The organism is Acidovorax cavernicola, from assembly GCF_003581445.1.
The window spans coordinates 61,140-79,550 of record NZ_QXMN01000005.1; the positions used below are offsets into that span (position 1 = coordinate 61,140).

Sequence of the window (18,411 nt, forward strand, 5' to 3'; positions counted from 1 at the left end):
AGGAGAGGGAATCATGACGGATTCAAGTGTTGAGTCGCGGCACCAACGTGCCGCAGGGGCGCCACGTGCGCGAGCCATTCGAGGGGTGTTCGCCGGCTTGTTGATGTTCGCGGCCGTTGCCGCGGTTGCCGGCTCGGTGAACTACACCTATGACGCCCTGGGTCGTTTGGCCAAGGTCATCTACAACAACGGCACCACAACCACCACGATCAACTACAGCTACGACGCTGCGGGCAATCGATCGTCGGTCGTTACCACCTCGCCCTAGTTCTTTCAATCCAAGGTTTTTGGAATTCTGCCCCTCGGATGCCCGAAGGGCTGGCGTTTTTGCGTCTAAGAAAAAATCGGGGAATCAGATGTTCAAAGTCAAAGCAACGAGAACGTTGGTGAGCGGTCTTTGCGTGGGCGTGCTTGCGGCGAGCGGATTGGCCTCCGCCCAGATGCAGGGCGGGTTGCAGCGTGTGACCCCTCAAAGTTCGACGACTTCAGCCGTGAGAGTGGGAATTTCTGTGGCAGCGCAACAGGGCGGCGCAACTTCAACTGCCCGAACTGCGAGCGTGGGAAGTCCGGTGCAATTCGTAAGCGGAAAGCCTGCGTTGCAGTACCGCCCTGAAGACCTGCCGGGATCGAATGATCCAATCCGGCGAGAGGCAAGTCAGGCTGCTTCGGCGCGCAGTGCAAGTCCGTCGGCGCAGAGTTTTGTTCCTGCGCCTGGAACCATTCGAGCCAACATGCCTCCCGTCTCTGGGGTCGATGCTCAGCGAGTCCTGCAAACGAGGACATTCCCCGCGAATCTGAACCAAGGCGTTCCGTCAGTCAGTACTGTCAGCAGTGATCTGAGTAAAGCATCGGCTTCGCAAACATCGGCCATGCGAATCGGGGGAGATGGCAGTCCTCAAGGACCGGCCTCTATTGCGGAGCTAGCACGCTCCTTACGCAACAACCCAGACCTGATCTATCAGTACGTACGCAACAATATCGAGTTCTATCCGTTGTTCGGGGTCCAGAAAGGTGCACTGGGCACCGTACTCGACAACCAAGGCACTGCATACGACCAAGCCATGCTCATGGTTGAACTCTTGCGCGCCTCAGGGTACACGGCCAACTATGTGCAGGGCGTTATCAAGGTCACCGCAGCCCAGTTGAAGGAGTGGTACGGGATAGAAACATCAAACGTATGTGGTGTGATTGGTTTGATCGGCCAAAGTCAGATTCCGTTGTACGAGATCAACGCAACCACCGCAGGAAGTTGTCCCGGGCTGTCTGCAGCCATGACCGATGTTTCCATCGAGCATATCTGGGTCAAGGTCAACATCGGCGGGACCAACTATGTCTTTGATCCCAGCTACAAGCCGCATACCCTCAAGACTGGCATTGATTTGGACAATGCCATCGCATACAGCCGAGGTGTCTATCTCACGTCCGCATACACCGATGCAAACGTGTCTGATGGCTTCTATGCACAAAACATCAATCGCACAAATATCCGTAATAACTTAACGGCGTATGCCAACAAGTTGGCCACCTATTTACGTGCCAACAAGCCTGCGGCCACGCTGGACGATGTGATCGGTGGAAAAAATATCGTGCCGTTCTACGACGTCCTTCGCCAAACCGCATTGCCGTACCAGAACACGGGATGGGTCGCGAACGAAATTTCCGCTATTCCCAGTAATTACAAGCCCACGTTGCGCATCCAGTATCAGGGGATCGATCAGACCTATACATCGGATGCCATCTATGGCAAGCGACTTACCATCACGTACAACGCATCCAATCAGCCTATCCTGAAACTGGACGGCGTGGCAGTTGGCAGTCCTGGGACTGCTGCGACTGCTGGAACATATACGACGATCAATTTCACTGTGACGCACAACGCGTACGCAGCGGGCTCCTCAAGCAACCAAAGTTTCAGCCAACGCTTGAAGGCCGGCGGAACCAACACCTTCTTGATCGCCAATGCATGGGGTCCAGCAGGACGGGGACCTGTGGAGAACCATCGACGCATACAAAGCGATCTTCGCGCCTCCGGGGCCGCGGAAACGTCTGAACCCGTGCTTGGATCAACGTTGGCAATGTTGGGGGCGCAGTGGCTCGCTCAAAGTACGCATAACGCCCACATCAACGAGCGACTCTCCGGGGCGGTGATCCTTCACCAGCATCAAGTTGGCATTGCAGGCTTTCTTAATAATGCCTACGTCGATCTTCCTGGGAGCATGGTGACCGTTGCCAATCCTGCCGGCCAAACGGATAAAGAAAGTGCGGCGTTCACCAATTGGGCAATGCACCAAAGTATCTTGGAGTCGACGGTAGTTCAGCAAACGACAGGCGTCTCTGCCGTTTCGACTGTGAAGATAATCGACATGGCCGTGGAAGCTGGCCAGACGATCTACGATGCTACTTCGAGCATCTATGCCGAGAGCATCAGGCCTCGCCTTGATGCGTGCGCTCCTTTTCTGGCTGTCTTCGACAGCCACATCGCCGCGGGTCAGCGCTTGATCTTGCCGACGCGTTGCGATAACGGAGAGGGGAATTGGCATGGAGCGGGCTACTTCACGATTGGTTCAGGTCTGTACCTGGGATCGATCGTCAGTGATGGGCTGTCCGGTGGCCTCGCCACTGCGTCGCAGACTCCTTTGCTGGCGAATGTATTTTCTGGCACGGCCATGATCGCTACGCCCGGGTTGATTCCCAACTCGGGAACCTACTACAACGATCCCATCGACATGGTGTCGGGCGCTTTCTTGTACGACCACGAAGACATCAATGTGGGAGTCGGGAGTTTTCCGCAGAGCCTTTCTTTCAGGCGACTTTACAGCTCGAGCTTGCGCACCCAGAACGGTCCAATGGGTAAAGGGTGGACACACAACTTCAACGCGAGCGTGGCCGTGAACTCCGATGGATTTCAGGCGATGGGGGAGGATTCTGCGCTGGATGCTGTAGGCACTCTTGTCGAGCAAAAAATTTCCTATGACCTCATGTTGAATCCCGCTCGGCCGATCGGGCAACTAGTGGTGGCCGCCGTAGGACAACGCTGGTTTGGCGATCAGTTGGTTAACAACACCGTCATCGTGAAGCAAGGTCTCAACGGAGAGGTCTTCGTCAAGCTGCCCGACGGCACGTACAACCCGCCACCGGGTAATTCGGCGAAGCTGACGAAGAATGCTGATGGAACCTACAGCTACCAAACGGTGAACAAGGCCATGCTGAAGTTCAACGCGGCAGGCAAGGCCGAGGCGTTCACCGATTCGAGTGGCCTTCAGCTCAAGTACGCGTACACCGGTGCTGATCTGGCGAGTGTGACCAATAGCCTTGGCCGCGCACTGACCTTCACGAATAGCGGTGGAAAAATCACCCAAGTAGGCGATGGAACCCGCACGGTCAAGTTCGTCTACGACGCCAATTCCAACCTGACCACGTTCACGGACAGCCTGGCACAGAACACGACCTATGGCTATGGTTTGGTCGGGCAAATGACCAAGCTCTTCTATCCAAGTTTTCCGACCGTGGCGGCGGTGACCAACGTCTATGACACTTTGGGACGGGTGAAGACCCAGACCAACGCCCGAGGAAAACTCTATGACTACTACTTTGCCGGCTCTCGCACTGAAGAGGTCGGACCGGGTGGGGTGGCCAAGACTAACTACATCGACGCCTCGGGAAATGTTATTCAGTCCAGCACGCCAGTGGGCAACTGGACGGTCAATACCTACGACGGGCATTCCCGACTATTAACAAAGCTGCTGCCCGAAGGAAACTACAACCAGTACGCCTATGACGACGCCACTTGCGCGAGCGTGGACAAGCGCTGCACTCACAACGTCAAGACGATCACCAGTGTCGGGAAGTCTGGCTCAGGGTTGCCCAATCGGGTGCAGAGCTTCGCGTACGAGACAGCATTCAACAAGGTTGCCACAGCCACAGACGCGCGCGGCAAGGTCACCAGCTACACGTACACGGCGCAAGGGCTGCCGCTGGCCGTCACGTCGCCAGTAGATGCTGCAGGCGTAGCTCCGCAAACGAGCTATACGTATGTGGCTTATACACCCACTGGGTTCGCGACTTTCTATTTGCCGGCGACGCAGACGGTGAAAACCACCTCCGCGAACTCGGTGATCACGGCGACGACGTACAACACCGCGAACAAGTACGTGCCGGCAACCAGCGTCGTCGACTTCGGCACCGGCAAGCTCGACCTGACGTCGACATTCACTTTTGACGCAACAGGCAACTTGACCGTAGCAAACGGGCCGCGCACCGATGTCACCGATACCGTCACCACAGCCTATGACGCCGGCAGGCGCGCCATTCAAGTCACCGACGCCGCAGGAAAACTGACCAAGACAACCTACGACAAGGATGGGCGTCCCACCATCACGGGCGCGCAGATTGGCACTCAGTGGCTGGTCAGTTGCAGTCGTTACAGCGAGACCGGCAAGGTCACGCGCGCCTGGGGGCCTGCGCTGACAGCGGCAGCCACCACGTGCCCGACCGAGGCCGCGCCGGTGCCGATCACCGATACCGCTTACGACGACCTGGACCGTGCTTTCCGTACGACCCAATTCGTGGCTGCAGCTGATGGCGGCAACCGCGTCACCGAGACCGTCTACAACGCCGACGATACAGTCCAGATCGTCAAGAAAGCCGTGGGCACGGCGTTGGTGCAGAACTATGCCACCTACACCTACACCCCCAACGGAAACCTCGATTCGAGCAAGGATGCCAAGAACAACTTGACCGTCTATCTGTACGACGGCTTCGACAGGCTGAGCAAAACGCACTACCCGCTGCCAGCCACGGTTAACCTGGCCAACGCAAACGACTACGAGCAGAACACCTACGACCCGAACGGCAATGTCACGGCGATCCGCAAGCGCAGCGGGCAGAGCGTTACTCAGACCTGGGACAACCTCAACCGATTGACGGCGCGGACCTATCCGACAACGGCCGACAACGTGAGCTTCGGCTATGACCTGCGAGGTCTGCGCACTTTGGCGCAGTACGCCAATGGCAGTCATGCCATTACCTATGCCTGGGACAACGCAGGACGCCAACTGAGTACCACCGCGGGTGGTAAGACGCTGGCCTACCAGTACGACTTGGCTGGCAACCGCATTCGCACCACATGGCCCGATGCGTTTTACACAACGACCAGCTACGACGCGCTCAACCGTCCGGGCATCATCAAGGAGAACGGCAGCGTCAACTTGGCCACCTACGCCTACGACGACCTGAGCCGGCGCACCACGGTCACGCTGGGTAACAGCACGACCGTGCAGCGCACCTATGACACCCAGGGCGCGATGGCGACGCTGAAGAATTTCCTGTCGTCCACCGCACAGGAAGTTCAATACACCTATGTGCGCAACCAGATTCGCGAGCTCAAGAGCGTGACCTGGAGCAACAACATCTATCAGTGGGCGGGAGCGGCACCGGGCACGCAGAGCTACGCGGCCAATGGCTTGAACCAGTACACCACGGCGGCCGGGGCGAGCCTGACGTACGACACCAACGGCAACCTGAAGACGGATGGCACCTGGACCTATGGCTACGACCTGGACAACCGGCTGAAGACGGCGAGCAAGACAGTGGCGCCGGCGGTGAGCGCAGCGCTGGCCTACGATGCAGAGGGCCGGCTGCGCCAGACGGCAATTGGAGCCAACACCATTAATCTGTTGTATGACAACATGGCGCTGGTGGCGGAGTACAACGCGGCCGGTGCGGTGGTGCTGCGCAAATACGTTCACGGACCAGGTTTGGACGAACCTATCGTCTGGTATGAGGGCACAACGGTCGCAGCCAAGAATTGGCTGTATACGGATCATCTGGGCAGCATCGTCGCGACTGCGAACGGCGCAGGTGCCAGCACAGCGGCCTATACCTATGGGCCCTTTGGAGAGCCAAATGTAGCGACGGGATTGAGATTCCGTTACACCGGCCAGCAACTCGTCAACGAGTTGGGCCTGTACTACTACAAAGCGCGATTCTATTCACCTAAATTGGGTAGGTTCCTGCAAGTGGATCCAATTGGATATAAGGACGATCAAAATCTATACGCGTATGTGAAGAATAATTCTTCAAATGCAATCGATCGCTCAGGAAAATATGCAGAAGTTCTTACGTCGGGAAATTCTGTGACTATTAATCTTCCTGTAATGTGGATGGGGGAGGGGGCGACTCCTGCGGCTATAGCGGCCTATACGCAAGCAATACAACAAACTTGGTCCAATTGCACATGCGGTGCATATGGCGTCACTTTGAATGTGACTGCTGTTGCACCAGGTACGCCTCGTGATAAATTTAATATTATTGAGGTTGGACCGCGAAACAATTCAGTTAATAAGGGAAATGCATTCGCAAGTGCTGTTGGTGGAAGCTACGCAAAGTTGAATCCATTCACTGGAGTTGGTGACGCATTCAATCTTTATTCTGCAGCACATGAAGCGGGACATCTTATGGGGCTGCCTGATGCATACGCATATGAAGGCGATTCCTATGGGGTGGCACCGGGACTTCCTTTGCCGCAGTATGGGTCAAACATTATGGGGAACGCTGCAGGGAAACCAGATGAACAAGATATTTCTAATATTAAATTCTTGAACTCTATTGGATTTAAGCAAGGGAATGGAATTTATCCCAGCCCTCCTGTAGGTGGTCTCGGTAGTGGAAGCGGATTATTTAAGTAGTATTGCGCTAAATGAATAAAATTCTTGTTCTCTTTTTGACTCTCTGTCTTGCCGCATGCTCCATAGGAAGAGGGCAGCATGAAAGGAGTGAGTGGTGCGATGTTGGTGAGGTTTTTAATGATTCTGGATTTAAAAAAATAGATGGAAAATTTGTAAAGATAGTGAGTCCAGAGTTTCAGGAAAAGGCGAAAAAGATGCTTGAGAGCTCTCGAGTGAGAAAATTGTCTTCTATAGAGGCGGTTTCTTTGGGGCGAGAGCCTCAAGCTTCTCTTGAGGGAGGGCGAGAGTATTATTTAGTGCGAGCTGCGGCCATTTTTTTGAACTACGAAGAAATTGGTCATGTGAGCTATGAGGCGTATTTTCGAGAGCGGGATGAATCACTATTGTTCTTTAGCTTTGGACTCTCTTCGTCGGATCCGAAATTTAAAAATATTGCGGTTATGATCGAATCTTCAAAAAAAATTGCAAGTGCACATTCATTTTGTAGATGGGCTTCTTGATTTTTTATTTAAGTGAGTGAGTGGGCTGAGAGAGCTGTATTTTTTTTGGCTCGATTGAGTTTTGGCTGGAAATAATTTCCGCAAAAATATTCAATTCAGAATTTTGCGTTTTATTTCAAAAAAATCGAAAATGGAAGGGCGATGGAAATGAAGCATCGCGCTTGTGGGTTTACCTTGCTGGAGCTTCTGGTTGTTTTGGTCATCATCGGCCTGCTCGCTGGCATCGTGGGGCCGCGTCTGTTCGGCAACGTCAGCAAATCCGAAGTCACCACAGCCAAGGCCCAGATCGACATCCTGAGCAAAGCCCTCGATCAATTCCGTCTCGATGTCGGCCGCTACCCCAGCAGCCAGGAAGGCTTGGCGGTTCTGGCTTCCCCTGTTCCCGGCGAGTCCCGCTGGCGCGGCCCCTACTTGCGCAAGGACGTCCCCCCCGATCCCTGGGGCCAGCCCTACCAATACAAGTACCCCGGCGCCACGCAGCCCGACGATTTCGACCTCTACTCTTTCGGCGCCGACAAGGCTCCGGGCGGCAGCGGCGACAACGCGGACATCGGGCGCTGAGGCGCCTTTCGAGCTTTCCGCATGGCCACTTTCAAGGTGCGCGGACTGACCGCCCAAGGCGAGTTGCAACTGCGCCTGATCACTGCCGGCAGCCGTGTCGAAGCCGAGCAGTCTGCGCGACGGGGTGGTCTGCGCGTGTTGGATGTCCAGGGCGACAGCTTCCGTCGCCCGACGCTCTTTGCATCCGCTTCCGGCAATTTCGACCTCGCCCTGTTCGCTCATGAGCTCGTCGCCCTGCTCAGCGCCGGCTTGTCCCTCATCGAAACCCTTGAGACCTTGGCAGAACGCCAGGAGGGCGCAAGCCGTGCCAGCTCCGTCCTGAACGACCTAGTGCGCCGCATGCAGGAGGGCCAAGCTTTCTCCAGCGCACTCAAGACCTTCCCAGTCATCTTTCCCGAACTGTTCATCGCGTCCATTGCCGCAAGCGAGCACACCGGCGAAATGGGGCCCGCCCTGCAGCGCTACCTGCGCTATCACGAGCAACTGGGCGTCATCCGACAGAAGATCATCAGCGCCTCCTTGTATCCGGCCATGCTCTGCGCAGTGGGGGCTGCCGTGGCGTTGTTCCTGCTGTGCTTCCTTGTCCCGCGCTTCAGCCGCGTCTACGAAGGCATGGAGGACCGGTTGCCTCTCGCGTCGCGATGGCTCATGCATTGGGGGATCTTCGCCAGTGAGCACTGGGTTCTGATCGCAGCATTTCTGATTGCTATCGCGGTAGCACTGCCGGTCATGCTGACCCGACCTCATGCACGCGCGTGGATGGGAGCGACCTTGCAAGCCAACCGCTGGATCGGAGGGCGAATCAAGCTGATGCAACTGTCCCGGTTTTATCGGTCGCTTGGGCTCTTGCTCGGTGGTGGTATTCCTGTCACGCGGGCCATGCACATGGCTCAGGGTCTCCTGCCCGTGCGGCTGCAGCCCGCCGCCATGTCCGCAACCCTCGAAGTCACGCAAGGCCGAAGCCTGAGCGACAGCTTGCAGACTGCTGCGTTGACTACCCCTGTCGCGCTGCGCCTGCTTCGAGCGGGGGAGCGCAACGGTCAGATGGCTGAGATGCTCGAGCAAGCCGCATCCTTCCACGACAAAGAGATCGCCCACTGGATCGACCGCTTCGCGAAGCTCTTCGAACCCGTGCTGATGCTGGTCATCGGTTTGGCCATTGGCGGCATCGTGATCATGCTGTACCTGCCCATCTTCGAGCTCGCGGGGAGCCTGGGATGAACGCAGTGGCAACCGCGTTGGAATCCGAATGGCTGACCCCCGTGTTGTTGAAGCAGGCCAAGGCCGAGGCAACCGCACAAGGCGAGTCGATGCTGGTGGCACTGCAGCGCCTGAGCCAGCGCACACCCGATGAAGTATTGAGAGCTGCAGCGCAGCGCAGTGGACTTGCGGCCTTGACCTTGCCCGAACTGGAGGCAATGACCCCGGACTTCTCGCTCGTGAGCTACAGCGAGTGCCTGGAACGTGAATGCCTGGTGGCAGCCGACGGCCAGGGCATGCGCTACTTCGTGAGCAGCAATCCGCTGGACGAGGCTCTCTACACCTGGGCCACCTACCGGATCGAAGGCTACTTCCGGCTGGCCTTTACCCATCCCCTCGAACTCAAGGCCATGCTCGCGCGCCTGGAGGCGCACCAGCAAGCAATCTCCCAGGTCATCCGCCTGGAGCAAGCGAGCGCGGCCCGTGACGCCGGCAGCGAGAGCGAAGAAATCTCCCTGCGCTCCATCGCCCGCGACGAGAGCCAGGTGGTGCGGCTGGTCAACTCGACCCTCTACGACGCCCACAAGAGCGGTGCCAGCGACATCCATTTCGAGAACACGCCGATGGGACTGGTCATCAAGTACCGCGTCGACGGCGTGCTGGGCGCGGCGCGGCAACTGCCCGATGTCAGCCTGGCCGAACAAGTGATCTCCCGCGTGAAGGTGATGGCGGAGCTCGACATCGGAGAAAAGCGCATCCCGCAGGACGGCCGCTTTGCCGTCAACATCGGTGGGCGTGAGATCGACTTTCGCGTCTCGGTGATGCCCGGCCTGTTCGGCGAAGATGCCGTGCTTCGGATCCTGGACAAGCAGTCGCTGACGGCTGAGCTCGCGCAACTCAGCCTGGACCTGTTGGGCATCGAGGCGCGCGCGCAGGACACCATCCGCAGGCTCGCGAGCCAGCCTTACGGCATGCTGCTCGTCACCGGGCCGACAGGCTCCGGCAAGACCACCACCCTGTACGCAACACTCAGCGAGATCAACCACGGCGATGACAAGATCATCACCATCGAAGACCCTGTCGAGTACCAGCTGCCAGGCGTGCTGCAGATCCCGGTCAACGAGCGCAAGGGCCTCACCTTTGCCAAGGGATTGCGATCCATCCTGCGTCATGACCCCGATCGCATCCTCGTTGGTGAGATCCGCGATCGCGAGACCGCCGAGATCGCGGTGCAGGCCGCGCTTACGGGGCATTTGGTCTTCACCACGGTGCACGCCAACAATGTGTTCGACGTGCTCAGCCGCTTCCGGCACATGGGCGTCGACGCCTACAGCTTCGTCACAGCCCTGAATGGCGTGATTGCTCAGCGGCTGGTGCGAATCAATTGCTCGCATTGCCTGGAATCGAGCGAGCCAGATGACGACGTGCTGCGGGCTTCCGGCGTGGAGCGCAGCGCGTTCACAGGCTTTGCGTTGAAGCGAGGCCGGGGGTGTGCCCATTGCCGCGGCACCGGCTACAAGGGCCGCCGGGCCCTGACCGAAGTGCTGGTCATGAATGACGAGTTGCGGGAGTTGATCCTGCAGCAGGCACCGATTTCCAGGCTCAAAGAGGTGACGAGGATGCATGGAATGAGTTCCATGCGTGAGGAGGCGATCGAGGCTGTCAAGCAGGGGCAGACAACCCTGCAGGAAATCAATCGTGTCACCTTCGTGGAATAGTCGCCCCTTGTCCTTGTACCGCGTGCATCTGGCCGCGGATGCATTGACGGTCTGCGAGGTGCATACGCGCCGCAACAGCCGACGCGTCGTCCGCAAGGCCCTGTTCCCCTTTGCAGCGCCAGCGGAGCGGCCCACGGCCATGCAATCGATGCGCGAATGGATGGGGGACGCCCCGCGTGGAACATCGCAGGAGTGGGTGCTTGGCATTGCCGACGTGCGCTATCAGCTTCTTCCATGGGTTCCAGACCTGGCCGACCAGGCCTTGCGTTCGGCCTTTGCAGCAGCTTCGTTTGAGCTGCAATTCAAGCAAGACCCGACTCTCTACGCCATTCGTTTTGCTACGCCCACCTACGGCAGCGCGCAACTCGCAGCTTTCGTCCCGCATTCGCTGCTGGCGGAGCTCGAGGCACACGCCGAGGTCTCCAAGATCCGTTTGAGAAGCATCGCGCCGGCCCTCGCAGTGGTCTGGGATCGCTTTCGCACTGTGCTCCAGAAGGAGCGCGGCGCGGTGCACATGGTCGACGGCGACCGGCAGATCGTCGTTCGACATGCACAGGGGCAGATGACCGATGTCCTGCTCCGCCCCTTCGATACGGCGTCCTGGGAGACCGCACCGTTGGTGCATGAGACCGAAACCCACGGCAGTGCACGCATCTTCTCGGCCAGCCCCTTGCCCCATGGCAGCACGGATATGGCACTGTCTCTGGTGGATGGCGAAGGGTTTCTGTCGAAACAGGACGCCAGCTATGCGTTCGCGCTGTGCGGGGTGTTCTGATGGTGAGGCAGCCAAAGCTCGGCTTGGACTTCGCGCCCAGATCGCCGTGGCGAAAAGCCACCGTGGCCTGCATGGCGTTCGGCGTGCTCGCTAGCATCGCGGTGCTGTGGCACCGACACCATCTGCTTGAACAGCGAGCACATGCGGTGTCGCAGCTCGACGCCCTGCAACGGCCGGCAACCGGCGCAACATCGTCACGGCCAACCAGATCCAAGCCTGAGGCCGTGGAAGAAGCAGATCGCCTGGTCGCCAGCCTGCAACGGCCCTGGGAGCCGATGCTCAACGCATTGCAGGCCGCTCTCAAGGACGACGTGATCGTCAATCGCGTGCAGCCGGAGACGGATGCCTTCAGATTGCGCATTGCCGGGCAGGCCGACAGCAGCCAGGCCTTCGTGGAATTTGTGCAGCGCTTGCAAGGCGACGCCTTGTGGCGAGTGGTCGAGCCAGTGTCGGAGTCCAAACAGGTTGACAACGCTGTGCCAGAAGGCAAGCCCGTGGCCTTCCAACTGACCGCAGAGTGGAGGCGTCCGTGAGCGCCAGCGCGAAAGGCATGCGTTGGAACGACGCACTGGTACGTGCACGCTGGACGGTGCGCCTGGCCTGGGAGGAGGCGGCCTGGCCGGAATTTCTGGCCGTCTCGGTAGTTTGCTTTGCACTCGGCCTTGCGCTTTGGGTGAACTGGCCGTTGCACCATGAGGTGCGCGATCTTCAAGCCAGTGTGGCGGCCGCGACGCGCGACCGGGTCGACCGGACGACGGCCCCAGCGGATTCTTCATCGACGGGCGCCGAGCCTGCACGTGGCGGCGCAGGGTTCGTTGCAGATTTCATGGCGTTTCTGCCCGCGGCGGACATGCGCGACCAGCAACTGCAGACGCTGCACAGCCTGGCCGGCGAAAGCGGCGCGGTGTTGTCGCGCGTGGAGTACGGACACAGCAACCTGGAGCACCTGCCCGGACGCCGATTGGCGATGCAACTCACGGTGCAGGCCGAATACCCTGCCTACCGAAAATTCCTTCACAACCTGCTCGTGGCGATGCCCAACCTGAGCATCGACCGCGTCACCATGGAGCGAGTGCCTGGGCAGGCCGGATTGGCCTCGAGGCTCAACGTCCGCATCGAAACCAGTCTCTACTATCGAACGGCACCAGCGGAAGGCAGGCCTTCGTGAAAGCGCCTTCTCTTTCCAAGCCGCTGCAGGCAGCGCTGCTAATGACCACGACGCTGACAGCCATCGCCTTGCTCAAACCCGAGGCGCTGGACGTTTCTTCCGCGGATGGCGCGGCCGTGCGTGTTGCATCGAGCCAGTCGGCCGATGCCAACCGTCCGCAAGCACCTTGGGTGCGCCTGGCGGGCGAGGAGTGGAAGCCGTCAGATGCCGAGCAGCAAAAAGCCGCGGATGCGTTGGCGGCCGCCGCTGTGCCCGTTGCCCTAGCGCCGCCGCCTGTGGAGCAGCCGAAGCCCACGGCGCCCGATCCAGCCTTGACCTACCTCGGCCGCATCGAACAGGACGGTCGCAGCTATGTTTTCTTGGGACGCGGCGCCGATCCGCAAGTGGTCGAAATCGGTGGTCTGGTTGATCCCCAATGGAAAGTCGAGAAAGCCACTGCGACCCAGGTCCAGTTGCGATACCTACCTCTGAACGAGGTCCGCTCTCTTCCCGTGGCGGCCGTGCAATGAAAAAGAAAACAGTGGTCCCTCCCGTTCTACCGAAGCTGACGGTGCTTGTCCTGCTGCTCGGAATTTTGTCCGGGTGTGCGACCTACCTTGAAGAACGGCGCGCCGACCAGTTGCTCGCCGAAGGCAACACCGAAGCTGCGCTGGTCATGCTCTCGCAGCTGGCCAAGAGTGATCCGACGGGCTACAGACTCAAGCATCTCCAGGTGCGCGATGGCTACCTGCGCGACCTGCTGCAGAAGGCCAGGCGGGCCGCGGCTGAGCGCAGAACCGCCGCCGCAGAAGAGGGCTACCGCACAATCTTGCGGCTCGACCCGCAGAACGAGCCGGCGCTCGCAGGCCTGGCAGCGCTCGAGGGTGAGGCGCGCGAAGTGCAGACGATGGCGCAAGCCAGTCAATCGTTGAAGAACGGCGATACGGCAGGGGCCATGAGGTCCTTGTCGGCGGTCCTCGCGGAAAACGCTTCGCAACCGGAGGCGCAACGACTGCTTCAGGGGATCGAGTTGGAGCGGAACCGAGGGCTGACGGCAGACCCTCTGTTGTCCGATGCACTCAGAAGGCCCGTGACGCTGGAGTTGCGCGACGTGGGCATCCAGACCGTGCTGGAAATTCTCTCGCGCACATCCAACGTGAACTTCGTCCTGGACAAGGATGTCAAGACCGACATCAAGACCACGATCTTTGCGAAGAACACGTCGGTGGAGGATGCCTTGAACCTGGTGCTTCGCACCAGCCAATTGAGCAAGAAGATCCTCAACGAATCGACGCTGCTGATCTACGCCGACACCGAAGAAAAGAAGAAGCGTTACGAAGACTTGGTGATGCGCACCTTCTACCTTAAGAACGCGGATCCCAAGAGGATGCAGGAGATGGTCAAGACATTGATCGCGCCGAAGTCGATGTACGTGGACGACAGGTTCAAGATGATGGTGGTGCGCGACAACCTAGACGTCATTGCCGCCATCGAACGCCTGGTGGCGACCTACGACATCGCCGACCCGGAGGTGTTGCTCGAAGTCGAAATCCTGGAGGTCAACTCCAACGGACTGCTCAACTTGGGCATTCAATACCCTGACCGCATCACCGCCAGCGTCTTTGGTCGTGCCGGACAGCCGGGGCAGCTGACCGTCAACGAACTGCGCAATCTGAACCGCAACAACTTCGAACTGTTCCTGCCCGATCCACTACTCGCGCTGAACCTGAAGCAGACGAGCACCGATGCCAAGACATTGGCCAATCCCCGCATCCGGGTCACCAACCGGCAGAAGGCCAAGGTGCTGATCGGTGACAAAGTGCCGGTGATCACCACCACCACCAACCAGACCTCCAGCGCGTCGATGGAGTCGGTGAACTACCTGGATGTGGGCCTGAAGCTGGAGGTGGTTCCCGAGATCCACGTCAACAGCGAAGTCACGATCGCCATCGACCTGGAGGTCAGCAATGTGGTCAAGGAGGTTCGGTCGACCACCGGACTTCTGGCCTACCAGATCGGAACGCGCAATGCCAGCACGATGCTGCGCCTGCGCGATGGCGAGACACAGGTGCTGGCAGGTTTGCTCAAGGATGAGCAGAACAACAACTCCGCCGGCATTCCGGGTCTGGGCACAGTGCCCGGTGTGGGGCGGCTGTTCTCGAATCAGACCAGCACCAACGGGCGCTCGGAGATTGTCCTGCTGATCACGCCGCGGATTGTGCGGTCCATGCCGACGCCGGCTGCACACGTCGTCGAGTTCCCATCCGGCACAGCGGACAGTGCGTCCGTACGGCCGATGCGCCTGACACCGGCGGGCCAGTACAGCGGCAGCGATGCCCAACTGACGCAGCCTGCATCGTCCTCGACTGAGCAGCCGCAGCCGTCGGCAGGAGCAGCATCCAGCGCCGCGCCATCGCAGCCAGGGACCGGCCAAGGCGCGAAATGAAGGCCTCGCCCGGCTTTACGCTGATCGAGATGATGGTCACTGTGGTGCTCGTGGGCATCCTCGCCTCGGTGGTTGTGCCGCTGACGGAGATGTCGATCCAGCGGGGGCGCGAGCAGGATCTGCGCATGGCGCTGCGCGAGATTCGGGGAGCCATTGACGCTTACAAGCGCGCGGGCGACGAGGGGCGGATCTATCGTTCGGCGACGACGACGGGCTATCCCGCGACGCTGGATGTGCTGGTGGAGGGTGAACCCGACCTGAAAGACCCGGCCAAGCGAAAGATCTATTTCCTGCGCCGCGTGCCGCGCGATCCCATGAATTCGGACATCAAGCTCGCGCCGGCGGCCACCTGGGGAAAGCGGGCCTACGCAAGCGAAGCGGACCGGCCCAAGGAAGGGGACGACGTGTACGACGTCTATTCAACAAGCAAGCGTACCGGCTTGAACGGGCTGCCGTACGCGCAATGGTGAATCCCATGAAGCAACGTGTTGCAGGAAGAAGGGGATTCACGCTGATCGAGCTGCTGGTCGTGATGGCGATCGTCTCGGCGTTGCTGAGCATCGTGGTGCCGCGCTACATGAGCAAGGTCGATGTGGCCAAGGAGGCCGCGTTGAAGGAAAACCTCAATGCCTTGCGCGTGGCGCTGGACCAGTACAACAGCGACAAAGGAACCTATCCGGAAAAGCTCACGGACCTGGTCGGTCAGCGCTACCTGCGGGCGCTGCCGATCGACCCGGTGACGGAGCGCCGCGACTCCTGGATCGTGTCGATTCGGGAGGAGGAAGGCGGTAAGAAGGTGATCCACGACGTGCGCAGTGGTGCGGCCGGGAATGGGCTTGATGGAACACCGTTCAGGTCCTGGTAGGCATCGGCCCAGGCAGAGGCCGACGCGCCGCCAGCGAGGCGTCGGGTATCTCTTCATGCTGCTGCTGGTGTTTCTGTTGTCCTTGGGACTGGGAAAGGCTGTCGAGGTGTATGCGAACAGCGTGCAGAGGGCGCGGGAAGAAGAGCTTGTGCATGTGGGAAATCTGTATCGCGAAGCCATCAAGGACTACTACCTGAGTGCGCCGAATGGGCAGCATCGGTATCCGGACCGGCTGGAGGACCTTTTGAAGGACTCGCGGCACCTCGTCACGAGGCGGTATCTGCGTCAGCTCTATCTGGATCCCATGACAACGCGGGCCTTCACCGTATTGCTGGCACCTCAAGGCGGGATATGGGGCGTCGCCAGTTCGTCGAAAGAGCGTCCTATTCGTACAAGCATGCCCACGGAAGCGCTGGTTGCCGGACAACAGATAAATGCCTACGCGGATTGGATTTTTGCGTATACCGGAGATCCCTGAATGCCGAACTCAAATCGGAAAGTTCGGGCCAAAGTCAACCAAAAGCGTCCAGCGATTCCTCCATCCACCATTACCTTACTGGAAAGTACCTTCTTGAATACACATTTCATGGTTGAGGTGGAACTGCCATCGTATTGGCAGAAATGGAGAATTCCGAGGCGAGAAGGCTCGACGCATTCTCAGGTCGCGGGGGAACCAAGAAAATGGCAGATAGCTGATGCGTCGCGTTTCATCTGGAGCATCTGCCTCGGCTGCATGATCTTTTTTTCGCTCGGCTCGGCCACGGCTCAGATCGGTCGAGGACCTTCTGAGTTCTTGGTGAGCAGCGCCGTAGAGATTGGCGTGGGTCCCACAACTTTTGAAGGCGTGGTTGTTGCTGTCGACCAAGTAGCAACCCCATGCCATCGGCTGGCTGATGCACCAACGCCATTGAGCGTACGACTGCTTGAGAACAAATTCTCTGCCGAGTTGGTCGCAGCAGACGAGGATCGGAACGTCTGCCTACTTCAGGTCACCGGCTTGAAGGCACCAGTCACGCAGTTTGGGCGCACCCGTGACAGTTCGAGGCTCACCAAGGTCCATGTGCGGTCGCAGCAGGATGGCTTGCTGCGCCGAAGCGATATGCTGGTTGGCTACTTTGGAAAAGTGATGGGAGGCTTGTATCTCGCAGTGGCGCAATCCTTGACCGAAGTACCTTTTCAATTGCGCGACGGAACTGGGCTCTACGACGAACAAGGCCGGCTCGTTGGATTGATCGTTATGGAGCAAAGCGAAACTCATGCACTGAGTATGGCGTTGCCGGTCGAATGGATCGAGCATGTCCAAGAACGAAAGCCGGGGCCTCGACAATCGCTTTCTCCCGTCCCTTGGATGAATCAATCTCGAGCCCTTGACGCCAAGGGAAATCGCGACGGGCGGTTGCAGAACAGTCTGGGTTGGGTCGAGGCCTCTCCGCAGAGCGCTTGGGCTTGGAATGAGCTTGGCAACGCACACATGGGTACCAGCATTTGGACTCGAGGAACCAAGGCGATCTCGGCCTATCAGCGAGCTATTGAAGCCGATCCTCAACTCGGGATGGCGTGGAGCGGTCTAGGCAATGCCTATCGTCTGAGCACCACGACCGCGCAGGCAATAGGAGCATTCGAGACTGCGACACGTGTTGACCCAACCGATAGCGCCGCTTGGAGAAGCCTCGCCGAGCTATACAAGAAAAATGATCAGCGAGAACGAGCAATGGAGGCGTTCAATCTTGCGGCTAGATCAGGTGTCGGCAACGATCGTGCATTGGCTCTGGTCGGTTTGGCGCCCCTCTATGGTGATGATCGAAAGGCGATTCAAGCTCTTCAAGAAGCAGTGATGGCCGACAATCGATTTGCTTTAGCCTGGCAGAACCTTGGAAGTGCGTGGGGGAAGATCGGCGATACGAGACGTTCGATTGGGGCCTACGAAATGGCATTGCAGATCAATCCGCGTGACGGAAAGGTTTGGGCGCGCTTAGGCGAGGCCTATGTATCGGCCCAGCAGCCAGACGCAGCATTGAAAGCCTATCGAGCGGCGACGGCATTTGATCCAGGCAACGGCGTCGCCTGGAAGTGGCAAGGCGTTCACTACATGGAGAAAAAGGAATACTGGAGAGCCGTGTCGGCCTTTACTGAGGCGATCAAGAATGGCGAGTCCACGGCTCAGAGTTACGTCGAACTGGGGGCCGCGTTTCAAGAGGACGGTCAAGCCGGAAAAGCTGAGGAGAGCTTCCTGAAAGCAGTTGAGTTGGCGCCCATGAACGCCGAACCGAACGTGCGGTTGAGCCAACTCTACCGTGCGGCTGGTAGGGCGGGTGACAGTTTGAAAGCCGCTGAAGGTGCAATAAGAATAGATCCAAAGAACACCGTAGCCTTGGAACTACTAGACTCTTTGCGGAGAGGGAAGGGGCGGTGATCCGAGCGCCTGGACGGTGCGGGATCTGCGACGGGGCAATGATCTCGCAGGTGTGGCCCTGTTGATCTCCTTGTTGCTGACGACGCAAGTCACCGCATGT

General features: G+C 58.8%; 15 protein-coding genes. All 15 read left to right on the top strand.

All coding sequences use genetic code 11. The features are described 5' to 3' along the window. The first annotated feature begins 13 nt into the window (after positions 1-13). The 15 genes from D3H34_RS34500 (at position 14) to D3H34_RS07185 (ending at position 18,311) form a co-directional block, all read left to right on the top strand. A complete protein-coding gene (locus tag D3H34_RS34500) occupies positions 14-268 on the top strand; it encodes an RHS repeat domain-containing protein (RefSeq protein ID WP_205736682.1) in 255 nt (84 codons plus the stop codon). An 88-nt stretch (positions 269-356) separates the two neighbouring features. Then, entirely contained in the window at positions 357-6,686 is a 6,330-nt protein-coding gene (locus tag D3H34_RS07130) for an RHS repeat-associated core domain-containing protein (protein WP_119552743.1), read from the top strand. 11 nt (positions 6,687-6,697) lie between these two features. Further along, positions 6,698-7,186 carry a hypothetical protein gene (locus tag D3H34_RS33880; protein ID WP_147400398.1) on the top strand — a complete coding sequence of 163 codons (489 nt, stop codon included), beginning with the start codon at positions 6,698-6,700 and terminating at the stop codon, positions 7,184-7,186. A gap of 141 nt (positions 7,187-7,327) precedes the next feature. Further along, positions 7,328-7,747, top strand: coding sequence for a type II secretion system major pseudopilin GspG (gspG, locus tag D3H34_RS07135; RefSeq protein WP_119552744.1), 420 nt, complete (start codon positions 7,328-7,330; stop codon positions 7,745-7,747). A gap of 21 nt (positions 7,748-7,768) precedes the next feature. Further along, entirely contained in the window at positions 7,769-8,968 is a 1,200-nt protein-coding gene (locus D3H34_RS07140; protein WP_119552745.1) for a type II secretion system F family protein, read from the top strand. Next, entirely contained in the window at positions 8,965-10,665 is a 1,701-nt protein-coding gene (locus D3H34_RS07145) for a GspE/PulE family protein (protein ID WP_119552746.1), read from the top strand. The genes D3H34_RS07140 and D3H34_RS07145 overlap by 4 nt, the downstream gene beginning before the upstream one ends. 7 nt (positions 10,666-10,672) lie before the next feature. Beyond that, positions 10,673-11,440 (top strand): hypothetical protein, encoded by a 768-nt coding sequence (locus D3H34_RS07150; RefSeq protein ID WP_119552747.1) that lies wholly within the window; start codon positions 10,673-10,675, stop codon positions 11,438-11,440. Between the two features lie 23 nt (positions 11,441-11,463). Further along, the gene (locus tag D3H34_RS07155; protein WP_167481138.1) at positions 11,464-11,973 is read left to right on the top strand and encodes a PilN domain-containing protein; all 510 of its coding nucleotides are present in this window, start codon (positions 11,464-11,466) and stop codon (positions 11,971-11,973) included. After that, the gene (locus D3H34_RS07160) at positions 11,970-12,608 is read left to right on the top strand and encodes a GspMb/PilO family protein (protein ID WP_147400400.1); all 639 of its coding nucleotides are present in this window, start codon (positions 11,970-11,972) and stop codon (positions 12,606-12,608) included. Before D3H34_RS07155 ends, D3H34_RS07160 begins: the two co-directional genes overlap by 4 nt. Next, positions 12,605-13,117 carry a hypothetical protein gene (locus D3H34_RS33885; RefSeq protein WP_147400401.1) on the top strand — a complete coding sequence of 171 codons (513 nt, stop codon included), beginning with the start codon at positions 12,605-12,607 and terminating at the stop codon, positions 13,115-13,117. The genes D3H34_RS07160 and D3H34_RS33885 overlap by 4 nt, the downstream gene beginning before the upstream one ends. Continuing rightward, the gene (locus D3H34_RS07165) at positions 13,114-15,033 is read left to right on the top strand and encodes a secretin GspD/PilQ domain-containing protein (RefSeq protein WP_167481139.1); all 1,920 of its coding nucleotides are present in this window, start codon (positions 13,114-13,116) and stop codon (positions 15,031-15,033) included. Before D3H34_RS33885 ends, D3H34_RS07165 begins: the two co-directional genes overlap by 4 nt. After that, positions 15,030-15,503 carry a type II secretion system protein gene (locus tag D3H34_RS07170; RefSeq protein WP_119552751.1) on the top strand — a complete coding sequence of 158 codons (474 nt, stop codon included), beginning with the start codon at positions 15,030-15,032 and terminating at the stop codon, positions 15,501-15,503. Before D3H34_RS07165 ends, D3H34_RS07170 begins: the two co-directional genes overlap by 4 nt. A gap of 5 nt (positions 15,504-15,508) precedes the next feature. Then, complete coding sequence (locus tag D3H34_RS07175) at positions 15,509-15,898, top strand: type II secretion system protein (RefSeq protein ID WP_119552847.1); 390 nt, start codon at positions 15,509-15,511, stop codon at positions 15,896-15,898. Positions 15,899-15,953: 55 nt separating this feature from the next. Then, positions 15,954-16,376 (top strand): hypothetical protein, encoded by a 423-nt coding sequence (locus D3H34_RS07180; protein ID WP_119552752.1) that lies wholly within the window; start codon positions 15,954-15,956, stop codon positions 16,374-16,376. Beyond that, positions 16,377-18,311 (top strand): tetratricopeptide repeat protein, encoded by a 1,935-nt coding sequence (locus tag D3H34_RS07185; RefSeq protein ID WP_119552753.1) that lies wholly within the window; start codon positions 16,377-16,379, stop codon positions 18,309-18,311. The last annotated feature ends 100 nt before the right edge of the window (positions 18,312-18,411 follow it).